Below are 22,835 nucleotides of genomic sequence, written 5' to 3'. Positions count from 1 at the left end.
GCCGGAATGGCATTGAATGCCGCGCGCGGTGGATAATCGCTACTCCATCAACCGCTCAACTGCATCTTCCAGCGCGACATTCTCGCGCGTCCCGTCCCCGCGCCGCTTGATCTCGACCTTGCCTTCGGCGAGCCCCTTGGGGCCCACCATGACCTGCCAGGGAACGCCGATAAGGTCGGCGGTTGCGAACTTCGCACCTGCCCGCTGGTCGGTGTCATCGTAAAGCACGTCAACTCCCTTGGCGGATAGCTCACGATAGAGCCGTTCGCAGGCCGCATCGGTATCGCTGGCGCCTTGTTTCAGGTTCAGGATCGCTATCGTGAACGGAGCGACGGCTTCCGGCCACTTGATGCCCGCCTCATCGTGACAGGCCTCGATGATTGCCCCGACGAGACGGGAGACCCCCACTCCGTAAGAACCGCCGTGGATCGGCTGCTCGACGCCGTCGGGGCCGGCCACCAGCGCTTTCATCGATTCGGAATACTTGGTGCCGAAATAGAAGATCTGGCCGACTTCGATGCCGCGGGTGTGAACGCGCCTCTCCTCCGGAACCTCGCGCTCATAGCGCGTTCCGTCGTGAACGTCCTCGGTCGCGGCATAGGCGGTGGTCCATTGTTTGACGATCGGCGTCAGATCGCCGTCGTAATCCACGTCCGTGCCCGGCACCGGAAGATCGAGAACGTCCCTGTCGATATAGACGCCGGACTCTCCGGTGTCGGCGAGAACGATGAATTCATGGCTGAGATCGCCGCCGATTGGGCCGGTTTCCGCTCGCATCGGGATCGCCTTCAATCCCATGCGCGCGAATGTGCGCAGGTAAGCGACGAACATCCTGTTGTAGGAAAGCCGCGCGCCGGCTTCATCGATATCGAACGAATAGGCATCCTTCATGAGGAATTCGCGGCCACGCATGACGCCGAAACGGGGACGCTGCTCGTCACGGAACTTCCACTGGATATGATAGAGGTTGAGCGGCAGGCTCTTGTATGAGCGCACGTAGCTCCTGAAAATCTCGGTGATCATTTCCTCGTTGGTCGGCCCATACAGCAACTCGCGCTTATGGCGGTCCTGAATCCGCAGCATCTCTGGGCCATAGGCGTCGTAGCGGCCGCTTTCGCGCCAGAGGTCCGCGAGTTGCAGCGTCGGCATCAACAATTCGATGGCGCCAGCGCGGTTCTGTTCCTCGCGCACGATCGCCTCGATCTTCTTGAGCACGCGAAGGCCGAGCGGCAACCAGGCATAGATACCGGCAGCCTCCTGCCGCATCATGCCCGCCCGCAGCATGAGCCGGTGCGAGACGATCTCGGCTTCCTTCGGAGTCTCCTTCAGAATCGGCAAAAAGAACCGCGACAATCGCATGGGCCTGCCTGGGAATCGTTTCGGGACACGGGACGTTCGAGTGAAACCGGATCGGCTGACAAAATACAAGGGTTTGTAAGACGACAGGCCGCGCGAAAGCGGCGGAATTCCGCTCGCCTGAGACAAATTTATTTATGCTTATTTATGCGTCCGGATCGCGGCCGCGCCCCGAACTACTGCCACCATGTCTTACTTGATCTGGATTTCGGCCTCGGCATGAAGCTGATTGAAATCCGAGATCAGGATATCGAATGCAAGGGTCCATTGTCCGGCAACCGGGGCCGCCATCGAGACCCGCCACTGTCCCTCGCCGAGAGATTGCGCTTCGGCGGTCGAAGGCTCGATGCCGTTGTCCGGACTGGACAGCCTGGCGGAAACGCCCTTGGCGGCCAGCACCTCCTCGTCCGGCGTCCGCAACTGGATTTCAATACTGATCGGCCCCGCCCGGTCCGGCGACACGGTAACGTCCGCCATCATCTGCCCGGTATGAAGGTGCGTGAAGAACGGCTCGGTTGCGACCATCAGCGCGCGAGGCGGCGGAGTGAAGCGCCAAAGCCCGACGATGCCGAGAATGCCGGCCACCAGAACCAATTCGGCGACGATCGTTCGTCGCATCTGACGGCGAGAGTTGACGCGGCCCTTCCCGATCCGCGGGGTAAGATACAACCGATTCCAGAGCGCGACCGCCAGCAGCAAGGCCACCAGCACGAGCTTGAACGTGAGGACACGGCCATAATTTGTGGTCCACAGCGCGTCCAGCCGTTCGAGTTGTATAACGGCGAGCAGCAATCCGCTCGCCAGCAACGCGGCGACGGCGAACGGGATGACGCGGGAAAACCGTGTCAGAACGTCGATGACAGTCTGGCGAGGCCCGCGCATCGCCAGCGCGAGCGGAACCAGCGATCCGACCCAGAACGCCAGAGCAGTGCCATGCACGAACACCGCAGGCGCGGTTAGCCATCGCGGCGAGGCAGTGGCGGCATGACCGGTTGTCGCCAAGGTCAGTCCAACACCGACCAGGGCACCGAGCGACATCACCCTGGCGCGTGGCCCGCCGGCCCGATGCGACAGCAGAGCGAGCAGCAACGCCGCGGCCGCGAGCGCAGCCGACAACCCAAATGAGCCGCGAGCGCCAACGGCCCACACGTCCGGATCCGGTAACGACGACAGCGGCAAGGCAAGAGCATCGAGCCCTTGCAGTCCGACCGAAAGCGCCAGCGCGGCCAACGCGACCAGTTCGACGCTGCTGCCGATGACGCGCATGACCGGCGCGGACGGCGCCCGCATCCAGGCGACGAAGAACGCGCCGCCGGCACCGACAAACAAGCCGAAGTAGATGGCGAGCCGCGCCAGCCAGATCGCGCCGCGAAGCCGCATGTCGTCCGAGCGCACCACCTGCGGCGCATCGCCGTCGCGGCGGCCAACCCAGAACGTCGTGGAGCCGCCCACCGGATGACCGTCCGCCGAAATCACCCGCCAGCTAATGACGTGCGCGCCATCGCCCAATGTCGCCGGCGGCGTCAAAATGAGATGCGCCCCGTCGCGACGGATCCGGGTGATGTTCGCGCCCGTGCCGCTCTGATCGACGATCCGGATCGTCAGCGGTTCGACCGGCTCGTTGAAGGTCAGCGTCAGCGTCGCCGGCGCGTGCGCCAATAGAACGCCCTTCGCGGGATCGCTGGCGATCAGGCTGGCGTGAGCCCAGGCCGCCGAAGGCAGCAATACCGCTGCCAACAGCAAGCACCATCCCAACTGCGCCAGACCTCTCACGAATGACGATTCTCAGTGGCTGGCTTTCAGATGAACCACCGGCGCCGGCGCTTCCAGCTTGTCGGAGCCCTGCCCTGCGGACGGGATTTCAATCCAGCGCTCGACACCCTTTTCGCACTCCTGCACAACAGGAAAATAGAGGCTCTGTCCCGGCTTGTCCGGAAGCCGCACGATCAGACCGAATGTGTCATAGAGGTTGTCCGGCAACGGGCCGCCGCGCCAGGCGACCTCGTCGACGACATCCGTGATGGATTTGCCGTGCGGCCCTTGCACCGGAGCTTCGAGCTTTCTGCTCTTGATTTCGACCTTCCAACCCGGCTTCATCTGCGGCTTCGCGGACAGAATTCCTTCCGGCAACTTGATCCGCAGCGCCGTCGTCGCACTGCCGTTGCAGCCGTGCGGCACGGTGAAGACGAGATGCGCATAGCTGTTCGCGGGCGCGTCCGTGGGCTGGACCGTGACATGCGCCAGCGCCGCGTTACACGAGACCACCGCGGCAGCGGCCGCAATGATCGTGCCGATCCACAATCGCGAGTCGCGCATCACTTCTTGTTTCCGTCATGCTGATGATCCGTCATCGCTCCGCCTGCCGGCGCGCTCGGTGCGCTCGCGCCGATGCCTTGCACATCGAGCGAGACCGCGACCTTGCCCGCCTTTTCGAAGTCGAGCGTCACCGGCACCGTCTCGCCCTGTTTGAACGGATGCTTGAGATCGAGCAACATCAGGTGATAGCCGCCCGGCGCAAGCTTGACGGTCTTGCCCGGCTCGATCGTGAGGCCGCCCTCGACCGGATGCATTGTCATCACGCCGTTGTTCATGCTCATCTGATGAACTTCGAGCTTGCCGGCCGCATCGGTCGAGCCGCCGAGCAGTTTATCGGCAGTCGCGCCCTTGTTCTCGATGGTGAGATACCCGCCACCGACCTTGGCACCGCCGGGCGTGGCACGGGTCCATGCCTGCGAGATGACCAGATCGCCGGCCTTGACGGACTCGGCGTTGGCCGAGGCACCCACGCCAAGTGCGGCGATCGCGACCGCGCCGATCATGATGCGAAGCGTCAATGACAAATTCATGACATTCTCCTTTTTGGTTCTGTCACGTAGGAAGTTCGACTCGTAAGCGCGGAGGTCGTGACGGTAGACACGCACAATGCCTGACGTGCTCACCATCGCACCTTGAACCCAGCATAGACCGCACGTCCGGTTCCGGGTTCAAACAATGGTGATGTGGCATTGGCGCGATCGATGATCGAGCTGGAGGCGATATAGGCCTTGTTGCCGATGTTGCGGGCCTCGATATAACCGGAATACCGGCCGCCATCGTCAAAGCCAGCCTTCAGTCCATAAATGGCGTAAGCATCGGTGCTCAGCGTGTTGGCGCTGTCAGCATAATAGCCCTGCGGCACCCATTCGAGATTCGGGCCGATGTAGAACCCGTTCGGATGCTTGTAGAGCAGTTCGGCGCGGACGAAGTGCCGTGGAGCGCCCGGCAGCAGGTTATTGCCGAACACGGGATCGTTCTCGAAGCGGAAATCGTTGAACGTATAGGCCACGTTGAGCCAGAGCCGGTCCGGCCGATCGCCGCGCACAAACAGGTTGCGAACGATCGCAGCGCCAGCGCCGGCCTCGATGCCCTGATGCATAGTCCGGTCGGCGTTGGTGACGTTGCAGTTGCCGAACACACTATAGAAACAAAGCAACTCATTCTTGATCTGGGCGCGGTACGCCGTCAGTTCCCAGGTAAAATCCGGACGTTTTCCACGCGTACCGATCTCATAGGTGGTCGCGGTTTGAGGACGAATGCTGGTGAACGGAATCGTCGGAATTCCGGGGCCCATCGCACTCTCGCCGAAGCTCGGCACCTCGGCGCTGCGAGAGACATTGGCGTAGGCCTGCCAGGTCGGATCGATCTGCCACAACAGCCCGCCCTTCGGGCTCCACAGGTTGAACTCCGTTCGGCCTGATTGATCGCCGTCGCTCAGGAAGCGGTCCTGCCTGTTGCGCGTCGCGTAGAGAAACTGCGTGCCGGCGACGGCCGCCACATTCGGCAGGAAATAGAAAGAATCCTCGACATAGAGCGATGTGTTCCTCGAGCTGTCGATCGACGACGACAGCAGCGCCCCTTTCTGCCCGGCCAAATTGGCGAATTGCTGATTATCGATGCGGCCATTGAGCACGTTGACGCCGGCCACCAGCCGATTGCGATAACCGCCGATGTTACGATCGTCGGTAACCCGCGCGAACCCGCCATAGTCCTGATAGTGATAATCGAGCCATTGGAAGATCGGGTGCATCAGATGCCGGTCGACCCCGAACGCGCCGAACTCCACCGTCGTATTATCGAATCGCATCGTGGTCTTGTTGCCTATCCGCACGGTGTCGATATTGCGCTGCTGGTCGAGTGCAATATTGCCGGCGGCGGCGGTCTGGGGCGACGTCAGCGCCGAATCCTTGCTGACGGTGCCGGGAATGCGTTGCCGCACATCGTTGGCGTTGAGATAAAACCGCGTCTCGAAATCCGGCGAGAACTGATAGCCGACATTGCCGCTAAGGCGAGTCGAGTGGCCGTAGCTGTGATCGCGAAACCCGTCACTGCTCTGCGTCGATGCTGTGACGAACCCATCCCACGGGCCGTTGCTGCCGCCGGTATTGGCCTGCAACCGCCGAAAGCCGAATGCGCCGGCATCGACGCTGACGCCGTTGACAAATGGATCGCGACCGGTCGGCGTCACGAAATTGATGGCGCCGCCGAGCGAATTGGCGCCGAAGCGCAACGCGTTGCCGCCTTTGAATACCTCGACGTACTTGTAGGCGGTGGGATCGATTTCCTGAAAATCACCGTAGCCGTCGGCGGTGTTGATCGGGATTCCGTCCATATAGAGCTGTACGCCGCGCAGATGGAAGTTGCGCGACAGACTCGAACCGCGGATCGACAGCCGGGTGTCGTCGCCCCATTTCGGTTGGGCGAACACGCCCGGCACGTAATCGAGTATATCCTTGATGGTATTGGAGACCGTCGAGTTCCTGTAGGCGTCGGCCGTCACCAGCGCGACGCCGCCGGGCGTCTGCTGGATTTCCCGCAGCGCCTGCTGTGCGGTCGCGACCGTCAACGAGGCCGGGCCGGTTGCCGGGGCGGTTGCCGGAACAGCGACAGCGACCCGCGATGGCACCCTTGCACGGCGTGGAGCCTGATTTGACCGGGCCGCGCTGCGCGTCGCACGCTTCGGTTGAGGGTTGTTGGATTTCGGCGCCGTTACCGTCACCGTCGGCAGCGTGGTTCCGGAGCTTGACTGCGCGGAAGCCAGAGAAGGCAATAGGATCGCTACTGTTGTCGCGAGCACGCCGCAAAGCGCGCTACCTCCGCCGGGGGCGAGGTGGTTGAACATGATATATTCCTGATACCGGACAATCGCCGGAGCGTTCGAGCAGGCCAGATCACTGCAACGTCATCGCAGCAATCGTTCAAAATTTACTGAAAATCAGGAAATGCCGGGAGGGCCGCGCGCCTGCGCGTTGGAGCCGGCTGCGGATAGCCGCAGTCCGAAGATCCGCTCACGCCAGACGACCGCATCGGCGTCGCGCTCAATCCTAGCAATCGAGGCCTGCGGGTCAGCGGTCGGGGTCGGGGTATGTGCTGCACAGCACAAAGTACAACAGGCACTGTGTGCCTGGTGCGGGTCGGCCGGAGCGTCTTGTGATCCACCGGCGGCGTGCGAACAGATGGCGCCCGCCAGCGGATCGGCCACGACGTTGCTGAACGCCCGGCAAGCAGCGATCGGCGCGAAAATCTGCACCAGCATCGCAAGCATAACGATTGGAAGAAGTCTTTCCAGTCGCCGTCGCATGATTCCCCAGCCTTTCGCGCCGAGAACTACCATGGCCGGAGTCGAGTGTCGAGCCGAGACTCCCGACCGGCTTGCGCCGACGGAATGTTCGAGGAGCGAGGCGAACACGCAAACACCTCCGGCGTATCTTCAAAGACCGCTTCAACAACCGCGCGGCTTTATGTCCAAGCGCGTGCTCCAATCGGACGTGGGATTATAATCCAATGTGGATGCGTGAAAAATGGCACGGGGATATTTGCATCTGCACATGCGGAATCCCGAAATTTCGTTGTCGGGAACGGTGACAGACATGAAAAGATCGACTACGCTCAGGCTTCAGGCTGCCTGCGGGGCATCAGTCTGGTAGTCCAAGTCTCGGGAGGAACCCTAGCGTATCGAAGCGCAGCCCCGTCAAGCAACGATAAAATCCAACTTTTGGGGATATAAGGGCCGATACAATTTTGAGAGTGGGGCTTTGGTCCTGCTCTTTATTTTTTTTAAGAGCACTTTGTTTTCAGGATCAGTGCGGATGATCAACTCGGATAAGTCCGAGAGACAGCAGCCCAGCCGATCGCATTCTTTGAGTGGGTCCGGTGATGCCCCGGCACGATGTGCTATTGGACCGCTCTTCTCTCTGCAACCGGATCGGGCGATCTACAGCCTTTTTGCTTCTGATGAAATCAGAAGCAAGGCTCTATGATTTTGATTTGACGCATTTTCTTCACGCGAACCAGTATCCACTTCGCTCGAAAACGCTCTAACCCGAAAAGCCCATCAACTGCGACAGCCACACGACATTAAGCAAACCTGCATAATACGCCCACGTCGCGATACCATAGATGACCATTGAAAGAACCGTGGTCCCGATCAGTTTGCGGCGCATCAACGGCATCACCGGAGCTCCGGGATCGGTGCCCGGAATGTGCTCGCCGTCTTCATGCTGGCTCCGCACGCCGATCGGCAGCATCACGAATAGCGTTATCCACCATACGACGAAGTAGATGGCAAAACCGGAGGAGATTGTATTAACCATCAGGATTGCTCGATTTCGACAAGCGCGCCGGAAAAGTCTTTCGGATGGAAGAAAAGCACCGGCTTGCCATGTGCGCCGATCTTCGGCTCGCCGTCGCCAAGAACGCGAGCGCCCTCTGCTATCAGCATATCACGAGTTGCAACAATATCAGGTACCTCATAGCAGATATGATGAATACCGCCATCAGCGTTGCGCTCGACAAACTTCGCAATCGGAGAAGCCTCGCCGAGCGGCTGGATGAATTCGATCCTGGTGTTGGGCAGCGCCGCAAACACGGTGATCACCCCATGCTCCGGTAGTGGCACCGCAGCGGAAATATCCGCACCGAAGGCAGTGCCGTAGATCTTCGCCGCTTTTTCGGCATCCCTGACGGCAATCGCCACATGATTGAGCCGGCCCAGCATGTTATCCTGAAATGGTCAATGGTTCGATTCCAACTCGCCACCTGCTCAGGCAGGACTGACAATCACGTCCGACGTCCGGCGCTCGCCGTCAAGGGGCGTGTCAAACTCACTCCACTAGATCACCAGAACGTGAACATAGCACAGCGGCTTCTTGCCCCACTCTTCCGCAACCGCTGCCCGCACGGCGCGGCGCAATGACTCGGCCATCGCATCCGGATCGCGCCGCCGCGTTCGCGGCAACGCCTTCACCGTCGAGACCACCGCATCGAAAACAATGTCGTCGATCACCTCGCCGACCGTATTCTTCTCCGGTATGCCGACGAGATCGATCTCGGGATCATCAACCAGTTCACCCTTCTCCGTAACAGCGAGCGCCACGAACACGCAGCCGGCAAATGCCATGCGCCGCCGCTCGACAACCGCGCGCGACTTTGAATCCTCGAGGATGGCGCCATCCTTGTAAAACCGTCCCGACGGCAATTCATCGATGATGCCAGGGTCTCCGGGTCCAAGCCGGACCAGATCGCCGTTTTTGCAAATCAGGACTTTCGGCACGCCTGCGGCGCGGCCCAACCGCGCATGTTCGGAGAGATGCAAAGCCTCACCGTGCACCGGGATCAGCAACTGCGGGCGAACCCACGCGATCATGTCCCGCAGTTCGTCGCGGCGCGGATGGCCGGACACATGAACCAGTTCGGTGCGATCGGTAATGACCTCAATGCCCTGGGTCACCAGACCATTGATGATCGCGCCGACAGCTTTCTCGTTGCCGGGAATGGTGCGTGAGGAAAAGATCACGGTATCGCCACGGTTCAGCGTGACTTGCGGATGATCATCCTTAGCGATACGCGAAAGCGCCGCCCGCGGCTCGCCCTGGCTGCCGGTGCACAGCGCCAACACCTTGTCCGGCGGAAGATGGCCATACACGTCGGCGCTGCGAAAATCCTGCATCCCGTCCAGATGTCCGGTCTCGCGCGCGACTTGCACCACGCGCTCCATGGCGCGGCCGACCACCACGACCTCGCGTCCAGCCGCGCGCGCGGCATCGGCCACAGCGCGCAGCCGCCCGACATTGGATGCGAACGTGGTCACCGCGACCCGGCCCCTGGCGGCCTTCACCAATTCTGCGATGGTTTTGGCAACTTCGGTTTCGGACGGCGAGCGCCCGTCTCGCACCGCATTGGTGGAATCGCCGATCAGCGCCAGCACGCCCTCGTCGCCAAGTTCGCGCAATCGCCGCTCGTCGGTCGGCGGCCCGATGATGGGGGTCGGATCGATCTTCCAGTCACCGGTATGCAACACGATTCCTGCCGCCGTATGAATCGCAAGCGCATGGGATTCCGGAATCGAATGCGCCACGGGAACAAATTCAACGTTGAAGGGACCGAGATCGATGCGACCACCCGAGGGCACCACGGTCACCGGGATATCCGGCGGATTGCGTTCCGCCGCGCATTTGGCCTCGAACAATGCCGCGCTGAATTTGGTGGCGTAGATCGGGCATTTCAGGCGCGGCCACAATTCGATAATCGCGCCGAAGTGATCCTCATGGGCGTGAGTCAGTACGAGACCGACGAGGTTCTTCCGTTCCTTTTCGAGAAACCGGATGTCGGGCATGATGAGATCGATGCCCGGCAAATGCTCCTCGTCGCCGAAGGAAACACCGAGATCGACCGCCAGCCAGCTTCGCTGATGGCGGTTGCCGAGCCCGTAGATCGACAGGTTCATGCCGATCTCACCCACACCCCCGAGCGGAGCGAACATCAGTTCATCGGGTCGCGCTATCATGTTGCTCCGATCGATGCCGCCGCGCCAAAATACACATCACCGGCGGAGACAGCTACTCGCTTGCCGTCGGAGGTCGCAACGATCAAACAGCCGTCCTCGTCGATGGTATCAAACAGGCCGGATATCGTGGACGCGCCGGACTGGATCGAGACGGGTCGGCCGACCCCCGCCGCCCGGTCGAGCCACAGACGCCTGATGTCGCCGAAACCTCGGCCCCCGTCCCAGATTTGACGAAACTCCACCCAGGCCTCGGTCAGCGCGCGAAACAAATCCTCGGCGCCGATATCAATGCCGAGGTCCCGCAGCGAGACCGCCGGGTGCGGTATTCCCTCGGGCGCAGCGATGACATTGGTGCCGATGCCGACGACCACGGCCAGACGGTCATGTGCGACGGTCTCGGCCTCCAGCAGGATTCCCGCGAGTTTCTTGCCGCCTGCCAGCACATCGTTCGGCCACTTCAAATGAAATGTCGCGTTCTCCGAACCCGGAGACCTCATACGCGCCTCAAGGCTGACCGTTTGCAGCGCGGCTTCGAGCGCCAGCCCCGCCGCGAAGCTCAGGGTCGCCGCTACAGCAGGCGACGTGTCGATGACTTCGAGAACGCTGCTGGCCAGATTGCCCCGAGGGCTGAGCCAGGCCCGCTGCCGGCGCCCCCGTCCCGCGGTCTGCTCCGTCGTCGTCAACCAGATCGGGCCGGTTTCGCCCGCCCGCGCGCGCATCAGCGCTTCGGCGTTGGTCGAGCCTATGCTGTCGAAGGCAGCGAGCCGATAGCCCGCCGATGCAGCTCGTGGGCCGAGCGAAAATGTCATTAAAACGATGCCATTCAGAATAATGACTTCGCAGCCGCCGTGGCGGCGCTGACCAGCGGCCCCGGATAGGCGAAGAACAGCATGTTGAAGAGCGCCGTCACCGCCACCACCGAACGCAATTCGATATGCACCGCGTCTGTCGCTTCGTCCCGCTCGTCGAAATACATCACCTTGATGACGTTGAGGTAGTAGAACGCGCCCACCACGCTGGTGATGACGCCGATCACGGACAGTGTGACCATTCCCGCCTTGATCGCAGCGGTGAAGACATAGAATTTGGCGAAGAAGCCCGCCAACGGCGGAATTCCGGCCAGCGAGAACAGCAGCATTGCAAAGAAGAACGCCAGCAGCGGATTGCTCCGCGACAGCCCCGCGAAATCGCTGATCTGCTCCAGGGCCTGGCCTTTACGGCTCATGGCGAGAATGACGGTGAATGCCCCGAACGTCATGACGGTATAGATGACCATATAAAGCACGACGCCCTGCGCGCCTTCGACTGTGCCGGCAGCGAGACCGACCAGCGCAAAACCCATGTGGCCGATCGACGAATAAGCCATCATGCGCTTGATGTTGCGCTGTCCGATCGCGCCAAACGAACCCAGCGCCATGGACGCGATCGCCACGAACACCACGATCTGCTGCCATTCGGAGACAACGCCGGAGAACGCCGTCAGCACCACGCGGGTAAACACCGCCATTGCCGCAACCTTCGGCGCCGAGGAGAAGAATGCCGTGACCGGCGTCGGCGCGCCTTCATAAACGTCGGGTGTCCACATGTGAAACGGCACCACCGACACCTTGAAGCACAGGCCCGCCAACAGGAAGACGACGCCGAATACAACGCCGATGCTGCCGGTCTTGGCAGCGGCTGCAATGCCTGCAAAGCTGACGGTTCCCGTGAAGCCGTAGATCAGCGAAGCGCCGTACAGCAGCATCCCGGACGCCAGTGCGCCGAGAACGAAGTATTTCAAGCCTGCCTCGGTTGACTTGACGTTGTCACGATCGCTCGCCGCCACCACGTAAAGCGCAAGGCTCATCAACTCGAGCCCGAGATACAGCATGATCAGGTCGGCCGCCGAAATCAGCACCATCATGCCGACGGTCGAGAGCAAAACCAGAATCGCGAACTCGAACATCCGCCGGGACTGGTTTTCAAGAAACTCGCGCGACAGAACGAGCGTCGCCGCCGAGCCTAGCAAAGCCAGAATTTTCAGAAACCGCGCGAAATCATCGACGATAAAACTGCCGCCGAGCGTGATCAGCTTGCCGCTCGGCAGCAGATACTCAATCACGCCGGTCGCGACGAGAAGGAGTACCGCCAGGACCGTAACGAGAGCTGCCGCGCGCTGGCCGCACCACGCCCCGATCGTCAGCAACGCCATCGCGCCGGTCGCCAGCACGATTTCCGGCAATACAGGAAGCAATTGATATCCGGCAGCCTCAAACGTCATAGTGGTATCCCTGACCTGCCGTGATCATGGCAGCGCCGCCGCCTTGATGGCGGCAGTCGCATTTGCATAATTATTGACAAGATTTTGCACGGAAGCCGCCGAGAGATCGAGCACCGGCTTCGGATAAACGCCCAACCAGATCGTCAGCGCAACCAGCGGCATCAACGTGAGGCATTCACGGAACGTCAGGTCCTTGATCGTCGCAAGCGACGGCTTGACCAGTGCCCCGAACACGACCTTGCGATAGAGCCACAGCGCGTAGGCCGCCGACAGGATTATGCCCGTCGTCGCCGCGAACGCCGTGGGGATCGATACCTTGAAGGTGCCGATCAGCGACAGGAACTCGCCGACGAAACCGGAAGTGCCGGGCAGCCCGACGTTGGCCATGGTGAACGTCATGAACACCAGCGCATAAAGCGGCATCCGGTTGACGAGGCCGCCATAAGCCGCAATCTCGCGGGTATGCATACGGTCGTAAATAATGCCGACACAGAGGAACAACGCACCAGATACGATACCGTGCGAGATCATCTGGAATACGCCGCCGTGGACCCCCTGCATGGTGCCCGCGAAGATGCCCATGGTGACGAAGCCCATGTGCGCGACCGACGAATAGGCGATCAGCTTCTTCATGTCGTCCTGCATCAGCGCCACCAGTGAGGTGTAGACGATCGCGATGGCCGAGAGCACAAACATCAGCGGCGCGAAATCATGCGACGCCAGAGGAAACATCGGCAGCGAGAAGCGCAGGAAGCCGTAGCCGCCCATCTTCAGCAGGATTCCCGCAAGAATCACCGAGCCCGCCGTCGGAGCCTCGACGTGCGCATCCGGCAGCCAGGTGTGCACTGGCCACATCGGCAGCTTCACCGCGAAAGACGCCAAGAACGCCAGCCATGCCCACATCTGCAAATTGTACGGAACAGGGATCCGCATCAACGTGGGGATGTCGGTGGTGCCGGCATTCCAGTAGAGCGCCATGATGGCCAGCAACATCAGAACCGAGCCGAGCAGCGTATAGAGGAAAAACTTGAAGGTGGCGTAGATCCGGCGCGGACCGCCCCAGATGCCGATGATCAGGAACATCGGAATCAAGACGCCTTCAAAAAATACATAGAACAACAACAGGTCGAGCGCCGAGAAGGTGCCGATCATCAGCGTTTCCAGCACAAGAAACGCTATCATGTAGGCCGGCACCTGGCGCGAGATCGCCCGCCAGCTCGCTATAATGCAGAACGGCAATAATGCCGTAGTGAGGATCAGCAACGGCAACGAGATGCCGTCCACGCCCATGTGATAGCGAATACCGGTCGCAAGCCAGGTCGCGTGTTCGACGAACTGAAAACCGGCATCGGTGGGATCGAAGCGCGCGACCAGAATCAGCGACACCGCAAAGGTGACGACGGTGGTCCATAATGCAATCCAGCGCGCAGTGCTGTTGGCAACGTCGTCATTGCCGCGCGCCAGCAGCCAGACCAGCAGCGCTCCGAGCAGCGGCAGAAAGGTCACGACGGAAAGAATCGGCCAGGTCGTCATCACTGGCCTCCCGCGCCGAACATAAACCAGGTGATCAGACCTGCGGCCCCCATCAGCATCGCGAACGCATAGTGATAGAGATAGCCGGTCTGCAATCTCACCACATTGCGAGTGACATCGAGCACCCGTGCCGACACGCCGTCGGGACCCAAGCCGTCAATGACGAAGCCATCGCCCTTCTTCCACAGGAAGCGGCCAAGCCACTTCGTCGGACGCACGAAGATCAGCTCATACAGTTCGTCGAAGTACCACTTGTTGAGCAGGAACTGATAGAGCATCCGATGCCGGCGGGCGAGTTGGACCGCCAGATAAGGCCGGCGGATATCGAGCACCCATGCCACCACGAAGCCCAAAATCATCATCGCCGTCGGCAGGAAGCCAATGGCTTGCGGAATCTGATGCATCTCTTCGATGATGTGCGGATGCATCTTCACCGACCCACGAAAAAATTCCTCTACGCCGTGACCAGCGAACAGTTCCTTGAACGGGAATCCCGAGAGGATCGATCCAGCGGCGAGAATACCGATCGGAATCAGCATCCAGATCGGACTTTCGTGCGCGGCCTCATAGTGAGCCCGATCGTGCGGCTTACCATGGAAGGTCTTGAAGATCATCCTCCATGTATAAACCGAGGTCAGTCCGGCCGCGATGACGGTCATCGCGAAACCGTAGAACGCGAAGGGATTGTGAGACACGTAGGCGGATTCGATGATCGCATCCTTCGAAAAATAACCGGCCGTCAGCGGAAATCCCGTCAGCGCCAGCGCGCCGATCACCATGACAAAATACGTGTAGGGGATACGATCCTTCAGGCCGCCCATATAGCGGATATCCTGCTCGTGATGCATCGCGTAGATCACAGATCCCGAACCCAGGAACATCAGCGCCTTGAAGAAGGCGTGGGTGAACAAATGGAACATGCCGACGGAGTAAGCCCCCGCTGCCATCGCAACGAACATGTAGCCGAGCTGCGAACAGGTCGAATAAGCTATGATTCGCTTGATATCGTTCTGGACAAGAGCGATCGTCGCCGCAAAGAACGCCGTGGTTGCGCCGATAAACATCACGAAAGCCTGTGCATCCGGCGCCAGCTCGAACAACGGCGACAGCCGCGCCACCATGAACACCCCGGCCGTCACCATGGTCGCCGCGTGGATCAGCGCCGATACCGGCGTCGGGCCTTCCATGGCGTCCGGTAGCCAGGTGTGCAACAGGAACTGGGCCGACTTGCCCATGGCGCCCATGAACAGCAGCAGACAGATCAACGTCAGCGCGTTGATGTCCCAGGCGAGGAAGTGGACCGTCTTTCCGGTCAACCCGGGCGCCGCGCTGAAGATGGTATCGAAATCGATCGAACCGATCAGCATGAACAACGCAAAGATGCCGAGTGAAAAACCGAAGTCGCCGATACGATTGACCACAAAAGCCTTGATCGCCGCCGCATTCGCCGAGGGCTTCCGATACCAGAATCCGATCAGCAAATAGCTGGCAAGACCAACGCCTTCCCAACCGAAGAACATCTGCACCAGGTTGTCCGACGTCACCAACATCAGCATCGCGAAGGTGAACAGCGACAGATAGCCGAAAAAGCGCGGGCGGTTCGGATCCTCGTCCATGTAGCCGATGGAATAAAAATGCACCAGCGACGATACCGTGGTGACGACCACCAGCATCACCGCCGTCAGCGTATCGACCCGCAGCGACCACGCGATTTGCAAATCGCCCGAATTGATCCAGGGGAACAGCGCTATCCGTGCGTCGTGATGCATGAAGCCGACATCGACGAACACCACCCACGACAGTCCGGCCGACACGATCAGAAGAATCGTGGTGATCAGTTCTGCTGCGCGCGATCCCGCGGCCGGCGGTTCGCTGACATGATGGTCGTCGTGACCGTGGACATCACCGTGCCCGTGATCGTCATGCGCGACCGCCGCGTGCGCATGATCGTGGGCGTCGTGATGATCGACCGTATCCCCGCTGGGGTTGCGCCAATGCGCGCCTGCCAGTGCAATCAGCCCGGCGAGGATCGCGCCGATCAGCGGCAAAAAGACGATCGCCTCGATCATGTACCCACCTCATGGAGCATGACCCCGCAGCCAATGGATCCATTGGTCGGAGAAAGCCGGTCCTCACTTTTCCGGATCATGCTTCAGCCCTTCATCAGATTGACGTCCTCAACCGCGATCGAGCCGCGGTTGCGGAAATACACAACGAGAACAGCAAGACCGATCGCCGCCTCAGCCGCGGCGACCGTAAGCACCAGCAGCGCAAACACCTGTCCAACGATGTCGCCCAGGAACGCTGAAAACGCCACCAGGTTGATATTGACCGCCAGCAGGATCAGCTCCACCGACATCAGGATGACGATGATATTCTTGCGGTTGAGGAAGATACCGAGAATCCCCAGGGTGAACAGGATCGCGGCGACCGCCAGGTAGTGCCCGAGCCCGATCGTCATTTCACCCACTCCGCTGCGTCGGCGTCCTGCAACCCCCGCCCGGAAGCCACCTTGCGCACGCTCATGGCCATCTCGGGCGTCCGCGCGTTCTGGACATTGATATCCTGCCGCTTGACGCTCGCCCTGTGCCGCAGCGTCAACACGATGGCGCCGATCATCGCCACCAGCAACACCATGCCGGCAAGCTGGAAATAATGGATGTACTTCGTATAGAGTACGAGGCCGATCGCCTCGGTGTTGCTGACGTCGCCCGGTATGGCCGCGGTGATCGATTTCGTGACCGTCGGATTGAGGGTCCAGCCTCCGACAACGAGCAGCAGTTCCAGCAAAAAGATCGCTGCGATTACCAAGCCGAGCGGCAAATATTCGAGAAAGCCCTCGCGCAATTCGGCGAAATTCACGTCCAGCATCATGATGACGAACAGGAACAACACCGCGACCGCGCCGACATAGACCACGATGAGGATCATCGCGAGAAATTCCGCGCCCATCAGGATGAACAGGCCGGCGGCGTTGACGAACGCCAGAATCAGAAACAGCACCGAGTGCACGGGATTGCGCGACGAAATGACCATGGCGGCGGATGCGACGCACACGCCGGCGAACAGATAGAAGAACAGCGCGGGAAGGATCATCTAGACGCCTCCACTCCCTCTCCCCACCTGCGGGGAGAGGCGAGGAAGAACATCCGTTCTATCGGCTGACGAACAAGACATTGTGCCCTCACTTCACCGATACGGCGCATCGAGCTCGATCGCTTTCGCGATCTCGCGTTCCCAGCGGTCGCCGTTGGCGAGCAGCTTTGCCTTGTCATAATAGAGTTCCTCGCGGGTCTCGGTCGCGAATTCGAAATTCGGCCCCTCGACGATGGCATCGACCGGGCAGGACTCCTGGCACAATCCGCAATAGATGCACTTCACCATGTCGATGTCGTAGCGCACGGTGCGCCGCGTGCCGTCGTTGCGGCGCGGACCGGCCTCGATGGTGATGGCCTGCGCCGGACAGATCGCCTCGCACAGCTTGCAGGCGATACAGCGCTCCTCACCGTTCGGGTAGCGGCGCAATGCATGTTCGCCGCGGAATCGCGGCGAGATCGGATTCTTCTCGAAGGGATAATTGATGGTCGCCTTCGGCTGGAAGAAATAGCGCATGGTGAGGAAGAACGCCGACACGAATTCGGTCAGCAGAAGCGAACGGGCTGTTGCATTGATACTCATGACAACCTCACTTCGGCGCGATGCCGGCGAACTGCAACACGCCCGCCACGATCACGACCATCGCCAGCGACAGCGGCAAAAACACCTTCCAGCCGAGCCGCATCAATTGATCGTAGCGATAGCGCGGCACGATCGCCTTCGCCATCGCGAACAGAAAGAACATGAAGAACAGCTTCAGCGAGAACCAGATGACGCCGGGCACCCAGTTGAACGGCGGCAGATCGATCGGCGGCAGCCAGCCGCCCATGAAGAGGATCGCACCCATCGCGCACATGGTGGTGATCGCGACATACTCGCCGAGCATGAACAACAGATACGGCGTCGAGCCGTACTCGACCATGAAGCCTGCGACGAGTTCGGATTCCGCCTCGACCAGGTCGAACGGAGGGCGGTTGGTCTCGGCTAGGGCCGAAACGTAAAATACCACGAACATCGGCAGCAGAGGCAGCCAATACCAGTTCAGGAATGTCAGCCACGGCAATCCGATCAGGCTGCCGAGACCGCGGACATGCTGCGCCTCGACGATGGCCGAGAGGTTCAGTGAGCCTGCGCAGAGCAATACTGTGACGAAAACGAAGCCGATCGAGACTTCGTACGAGACCATCTGCGCTGCCGAACGCAATGCCGCAAGGAACGGATACTTCGAGTTCGACGACCAGCCGGCCATGATGATGCCGTAGATCGACAGCGACGAAATCGCGAAGATGTAGAGAATCCCGACATTGATGTCGGAAATCACCCAGTTCAGATTGACCGGGATCACCGCCCATGCCGCCAGCGCCAGCACGCAAGTGACCAGCGGCGCCAGCAGGAACACGCCCTTGTTGGAGCCGGACGGAATAATCGGTTCCTTCAGCACGAACTTGAGCAGATCCGCGAAGGATTGCAGCAGACCCCATGGCCCGACCACGTTCGGGCCGCGCCGGATCTGCACCGCCGCCCAGATCTTGCGGTCGGCGAGCAGGATATAGGCGACCGCGATCAGCAGCACCACGAGCAGCAGCACGCTCTGCGCGACCATCACGATCAGCGGCCAGAGAAAGTCCGTCCAGAACGGGGCTGCGAAGAATTCGGCCATCACGCTCACTCCGCCGCCGTCAGCATGCGACCAGACGCAAGCCGCGAGCATTCCGCCATCACAGCCGAGGCCCGCGCGATCGGGTTGGTCAGATAATAGTCGTCAACCGCAGCCTTGAACGGCGGTTTTTCGATGCTGCCGCCCTTGCCTGCAAGATTTTTGATCGCGCCGGAATCGCCGCCCTCGATCCGGTCGATCCGCATCAGGTGCGGCACCGCCTTGAACATCGCCTGCCGCAGCGCCGCCAGCGAGTCATAGCCCAGCGTCTTGCCCAGCACTTCGGATAACGCGCGGATGATCGCCCAGTCTTCCCGCGCCTCGCCCGGAGGGAAGCCAGCGCGGTTCGCCATCTGCACCCGGCCTTCGGTGTTAACGTAGATGCCGGTCTTCTCGGTATAGGCGGCGCCCGGCAAAATGACGTCAGCGCGGTGCGCGCCCGCGTCGCCGTGAGTCCCGATATAGACGACGAACACCCCGTCCGGCACCTTGATCTCGTCGGCGCCGAGCGAGAACAGAACATCAAGTTCACCCGGCGCGGTCATCCGCGCTGCGTTCAGGCCGCCCTTCCCCGGCGCGAAACCGAGGTCCAGCGCACCCACCCGCGACGCCGCATCGTGAAGCACCGCAAATCCGTTCCAGCCGTCCTTCAGCGCGCCGATAGTCACGGCAAGCTTGGCCGCCGCCGCGAGAATGGCCCCGCCGTCGTGCCGCGATGTCGCACCCGCACCGACCAGCACGATCGGATTGTTCGCGCCTTTCAGCACACCGAGGAACCCGTTCTTGCCCGCGGCGAGGTCCGCAAGCGAATCCGCGCCGGCGCCGAGATAATCATGGTCGTAAGTCAGATCGGCGCTCTCGCCGATCACGCCGATCTTGAGCTGACCGGTTCGCCAGCGTTTGCGGATGCGCGCGTTGAGGATCGCCGCTTCCTTGCGCGGGTTCGACCCCACGATCAGCAGCGCGTCGGCCTGCTCGATGCCGGCGATGGTCGGATTGAAAATATAGGATGCCCGCCCCAGCGCCGGATTGAAGGCATCGCCGCCCTGCACCGCGACGTTGACCGAGCCGAGTTTCGACAGCAGGTCTTTCAGCGCGAACATTTCTTCCACGGCCGCAAGATCGCCGGCAATCGCGCCGATCCGCTTGCCGTCGGCCCGCGTCACTTTCGCGGCGATCGCAGCGAATGCTTCAGGCCACGAGGCAGCGCGGAGTGCGCCGTTTTCACGGATGTAGGGGCGGTCGAGCCGCTGGGTGCGCAGTCCGTCGACGATGTGGCGGGTCTTGTCGGAGATCCACTCCTCGTTCACGGCCTCATTGACGCGCGGCAGGATGCGCATCACTTCGCGCCCGCGCGTGTCGACCCGAATGGCCGAGCCGACCGCATCCATCACATCGATGGATTGGGTTTTGCCGAGTTCCCATGGCCTTGCGGCGAATGCGTAGGGCTTCGAGGTCAACGCGCCGACCGGACAGATATCGACGAGGTTGCCCTGCAATTCCGAGGTGAGCGCGCTCTCGAGGTAGGTGGTGATCTCCATGTCCTCGCCGCGGCCGGTCGCGCCCATTTCCGGCGCACCGCAGATCTCCGCAGAGAAGCGGACGCAGCGCGTGCACTGGATGCAGCGGTTCATCGAGGTCTTGACCAGCGCGCCGAGATACTTGTCCTCGACCGCGCGCTTGTTCTCGGCGAAACGCGAGGTATCGACGCCGTAACCCATCGCCTGATCCTGCAAATCGCACTCGCCGCCCTGATCGCAGATCGGGCAATCGAGCGGATGGTTGATCAGCAGGAACTCCATCACGCCTTCGCGCGCCTTCTTCACCATCGGCGATCGCGTGGAGATTTGCGGCGGCTCTCCGTTGGGACCCGGACGGCAATCGCGCACGCCCCAGGCGCAGCTCGCGACCGGTTTCGGACCACCCTTCACCTCGACAAGGCACATCCGGCAATTGCCCGCGATCGACAGCCGCTCGTGGTAACAGAAGCGCGGAATCTCGGCGCCCGCGGCCTCGCACGCCTGCAGCAGCGTATATTCGGCGGGTACGTCGATCTCTTTGCCGTCGATGATAAGCTTCGTCATGGCCCTACTCCGCCGCGACCATGCGCGCGGGATCGAGGATGCCCTGATCGTCGCGGTCGGCGTTGTGCGAATACTGGTCGATGCGCGCCTCGATCTCGTGACGGAAGTGCGCGATCAGTCCCTGGATCGGCCAGGCCGCAGCGTCGCCGAGCGCGCAGATGGTATGACCTTCGACCTGCTTGGTGACCTCGAGCAGCATATCGATCTCGCGCTTGTGGGCACGGCCTTCGGCCATCCGGGTCAGCACCCGCCACATCCAGCCGGTCCCCTCCCGGCACGGCGTACACTGGCCGCAACTCTCGTGCTTGTAGAAATAGGAAATGCGCGCGATCGCCCGGATCAGGTCGGTCGACTTGTCCATGACGATGACGGCGGCGGTGCCGAGGCCGGAGCGCAGCTTGCCGAGGCTGTCGAAATCCATCGGCGTATCGATAATCTGCTCGGCCGGCACCATGCGCACCGACGAGCCGCCCGGAATAACCGCCTTGAGATTATTCCAGCCGCCGCGGATGCCGCCGCAATGGGTGTCGATCAATTCACGAAACGTGATCCCCATCGCCTCTTCGACGTTACAGGGGCGTTCGACGTGGCCCGAAATACAAAACAGCTTGGTGCCGACATTGTTGGGACGGCCGATCCCGGCGAACCAGGCCGCGCCGCGGCGCAGGATATCCGGCGCCACCGCAATCGACTCGACGTTGTTCACGGTCGTCGGGCAACCGTAGAGACCGACATTGGCCGGGAATGGCGGCTTCAGCCGCGGCTGGCCTTTTTTGCCTTCAAGGCTCTCCAGCAGCGCTGTCTCCTCGCCGCAGATGTACGCCCCCGCGCCATGGGCGACGTACAGATCGAACGGGAAGCCGTGGATATTATCCTTGCCGATCAGTTTGGCCGCGTAGGCCTCGTCGATGGCGACCTGGAGGTGCTCGCGCTCACGGATGAATTCGCCGCGAATGTAGATATAGCCGGCATGGGCGCCCATGCCGACGCCGGCCAGCAGACAGCCCTCGATCAAAAGATGCGGATCGTGCCGCATGATCTCGCGATCCTTGCAGGTACCCGGCTCGGACTCGTCGGCATTGACGACGAGATAGCTCGGGCGGCCGTCGGCGTTGTCCTTCGGCATGAAGGACCATTTCATGCCGGTCGGGAATCCAGCGCCGCCGCGGCCGCGCAGGCCCGACGCCTTCATCTCGCTGACAATCCAGTCACGGCCCTTGTCGATAATCGCCTTGGTGCCGTCCCATGCGCCACGGCGGCGAGCGCCGGCGAGCCGCCAGTCGCCGAGACCGTAGAGGTTGCGGAAGATGCGATCCTTGTCGTCGAGCATCAGCTTTTGCCCTTTTTGCTCGCGTCATCGGCGGGTGCCGGCCGGGCGCTGGCCCGCTGTCCCCCCTCGCCTTTCGCAGCCGCCGTATTCAACGTGGTCGGGCCGCCGACGGGTGCGGAAAACTGGCGGTCGATCTGGGGACCGGGCTTCGGCGGTTGGCCCGAGGCGAACCCGTCCAGCACCTTACCGAAATTCTCCTTCGTCAGATCCTCGTAGGTGTCTTTCCAGATCAGCACCATCGGCGCGTTGACGCAGACGCCAAGACACTCGACCTCTTCCCAACTGAAGTCGCCATCTTTCGAGAGGTGGAAGGGATCGTGATGGATGCGGCTCTTGCAGACGGCGAGGATGTCCTCAGCGCCGCGCAACCGGCACGGCGTCGTGCCGCAGACCTGGATATGCGCTTTCTTGCCGACCGGCTGCAACTGGAACATCGTATAAAAGGTCGCGATCTCCAGCATCCGGATGTAGGGCATATCCAGCATGTCAGCCACGACGCGAATCGCGGCTTCCGACACCCAGCCGTCGTGCTGTTCCTGCGCGCGCCACAGGATAGCGATGGCCGCGGACGCCTGGCGACCGGGCGGATATTGCTCGATCTGTTTTTTGGCAAAAACGAGATTCTCCGCGCTGAACGCGAAACTCTCGGGCTGCTGTTCTTTCGGTGCCAGGCGGCGAACGGACATCGTACTCTAGTC

Annotated in this window: 20 protein-coding genes; all 20 read right to left on the bottom strand. The window is 61.3% G+C overall.

What is annotated here, in order from left to right; translation table 11 throughout:
* Positions 1–39: 39 nt before the first annotated feature.
* Positions 40–1,359 (bottom strand): proline--tRNA ligase, encoded by a 1,320-nt coding sequence (gene proS, locus V4R08_RS03900; protein WP_335578131.1) that lies wholly within the window; start codon positions 1,357–1,359, stop codon positions 40–42.
* A 189-nt stretch (positions 1,360–1,548) separates the two neighbouring features.
* On the bottom strand, positions 1,549–3,093 hold the full coding sequence (locus V4R08_RS03895; protein ID WP_335578130.1) for a copper resistance CopC/CopD family protein: 1,545 nt from the start codon (positions 3,091–3,093) through the stop codon (positions 1,549–1,551).
* Between the two features lie 48 nt (positions 3,094–3,141).
* Entirely contained in the window at positions 3,142–3,672 is a 531-nt protein-coding gene (locus tag V4R08_RS03890) for a YcnI family protein (RefSeq protein WP_442935624.1), read from the bottom strand.
* Entirely contained in the window at positions 3,672–4,202 is a 531-nt protein-coding gene (locus V4R08_RS03885; RefSeq protein WP_335578128.1) for a copper chaperone PCu(A)C, read from the bottom strand. The genes V4R08_RS03890 and V4R08_RS03885 overlap by 1 nt, the downstream gene beginning before the upstream one ends.
* A gap of 89 nt (positions 4,203–4,291) precedes the next feature.
* On the bottom strand, positions 4,292–6,514 hold the full coding sequence (locus V4R08_RS03880) for a TonB-dependent receptor family protein (RefSeq protein WP_335578127.1): 2,223 nt from the start codon (positions 6,512–6,514) through the stop codon (positions 4,292–4,294).
* 93 nt (positions 6,515–6,607) lie between these two features.
* The gene (locus V4R08_RS03875; protein ID WP_335580174.1) at positions 6,608–6,973 is read right to left on the bottom strand and encodes a DUF2946 domain-containing protein; all 366 of its coding nucleotides are present in this window, start codon (positions 6,971–6,973) and stop codon (positions 6,608–6,610) included.
* A gap of 736 nt (positions 6,974–7,709) precedes the next feature.
* A complete protein-coding gene (locus V4R08_RS03870; protein ID WP_335578126.1) occupies positions 7,710–7,985 on the bottom strand; it encodes a DUF1467 family protein in 276 nt (91 codons plus the stop codon).
* Positions 7,985–8,389: a methylmalonyl-CoA epimerase gene (gene mce, locus V4R08_RS03865; protein WP_335578125.1), complete on the bottom strand. Its 405-nt coding sequence runs from the start codon at positions 8,387–8,389 to the stop codon at positions 7,985–7,987. Before mce ends, V4R08_RS03870 begins: the two co-directional genes overlap by 1 nt.
* A 114-nt stretch (positions 8,390–8,503) precedes the next feature.
* Positions 8,504–10,174, bottom strand: a complete 1,671-nt coding sequence (locus V4R08_RS03860) for a ribonuclease J (RefSeq protein WP_335580173.1) — start codon at positions 10,172–10,174, stop codon at positions 8,504–8,506.
* On the bottom strand, positions 10,174–10,986 hold the full coding sequence (locus V4R08_RS03855) for a biotin--[acetyl-CoA-carboxylase] ligase (protein WP_335578124.1): 813 nt from the start codon (positions 10,984–10,986) through the stop codon (positions 10,174–10,176). Before V4R08_RS03855 ends, V4R08_RS03860 begins: the two co-directional genes overlap by 1 nt.
* A gap of 14 nt (positions 10,987–11,000) precedes the next feature.
* Positions 11,001–12,437 carry an NADH-quinone oxidoreductase subunit NuoN gene (gene nuoN / locus V4R08_RS03850; RefSeq protein WP_335578123.1) on the bottom strand — a complete coding sequence of 479 codons (1,437 nt, stop codon included), beginning with the start codon at positions 12,435–12,437 and terminating at the stop codon, positions 11,001–11,003.
* A gap of 24 nt (positions 12,438–12,461) precedes the next feature.
* Positions 12,462–13,970: an NADH-quinone oxidoreductase subunit M gene (locus V4R08_RS03845; protein WP_335578122.1), complete on the bottom strand. Its 1,509-nt coding sequence runs from the start codon at positions 13,968–13,970 to the stop codon at positions 12,462–12,464.
* The gene (gene nuoL / locus V4R08_RS03840; RefSeq protein WP_335578121.1) at positions 13,970–16,039 is read right to left on the bottom strand and encodes an NADH-quinone oxidoreductase subunit L; all 2,070 of its coding nucleotides are present in this window, start codon (positions 16,037–16,039) and stop codon (positions 13,970–13,972) included. Before nuoL ends, V4R08_RS03845 begins: the two co-directional genes overlap by 1 nt.
* An 83-nt stretch (positions 16,040–16,122) precedes the next feature.
* Positions 16,123–16,431: an NADH-quinone oxidoreductase subunit NuoK gene (gene nuoK / locus V4R08_RS03835; RefSeq protein ID WP_335578120.1), complete on the bottom strand. Its 309-nt coding sequence runs from the start codon at positions 16,429–16,431 to the stop codon at positions 16,123–16,125.
* Entirely contained in the window at positions 16,428–17,066 is a 639-nt protein-coding gene (locus V4R08_RS03830) for an NADH-quinone oxidoreductase subunit J (protein WP_335578119.1), read from the bottom strand. The genes nuoK and V4R08_RS03830 overlap by 4 nt, the downstream gene beginning before the upstream one ends.
* Before the next feature lie 93 nt (positions 17,067–17,159).
* Positions 17,160–17,648: an NADH-quinone oxidoreductase subunit NuoI gene (gene nuoI, locus V4R08_RS03825; protein WP_335578118.1), complete on the bottom strand. Its 489-nt coding sequence runs from the start codon at positions 17,646–17,648 to the stop codon at positions 17,160–17,162.
* Positions 17,649–17,655: 7 nt separating this feature from the next.
* The gene (gene nuoH, locus V4R08_RS03820) at positions 17,656–18,726 is read right to left on the bottom strand and encodes an NADH-quinone oxidoreductase subunit NuoH (protein ID WP_335578117.1); all 1,071 of its coding nucleotides are present in this window, start codon (positions 18,724–18,726) and stop codon (positions 17,656–17,658) included.
* Positions 18,727–18,731: 5 nt separating this feature from the next.
* Complete coding sequence (nuoG, locus tag V4R08_RS03815; protein WP_335578116.1) at positions 18,732–20,807, bottom strand: NADH-quinone oxidoreductase subunit NuoG; 2,076 nt, start codon at positions 20,805–20,807, stop codon at positions 18,732–18,734.
* 4 nt (positions 20,808–20,811) lie between these two features.
* Complete coding sequence (gene nuoF, locus V4R08_RS03810) at positions 20,812–22,137, bottom strand: NADH-quinone oxidoreductase subunit NuoF (RefSeq protein ID WP_335578115.1); 1,326 nt, start codon at positions 22,135–22,137, stop codon at positions 20,812–20,814.
* Positions 22,137–22,823 (bottom strand): NADH-quinone oxidoreductase subunit NuoE, encoded by a 687-nt coding sequence (nuoE, locus tag V4R08_RS03805; protein WP_335578114.1) that lies wholly within the window; start codon positions 22,821–22,823, stop codon positions 22,137–22,139. Before nuoE ends, nuoF begins: the two co-directional genes overlap by 1 nt.
* Between the last annotated feature and the right edge of the window lie 12 nt (positions 22,824–22,835).

The organism is Nitrobacter sp. NHB1 (genome assembly GCF_036964665.1).
Classification (GTDB): domain Bacteria; phylum Pseudomonadota; class Alphaproteobacteria; order Rhizobiales; family Xanthobacteraceae; genus Nitrobacter.
This window is presented reverse-complemented; position numbering and strand designations above follow the sequence as displayed.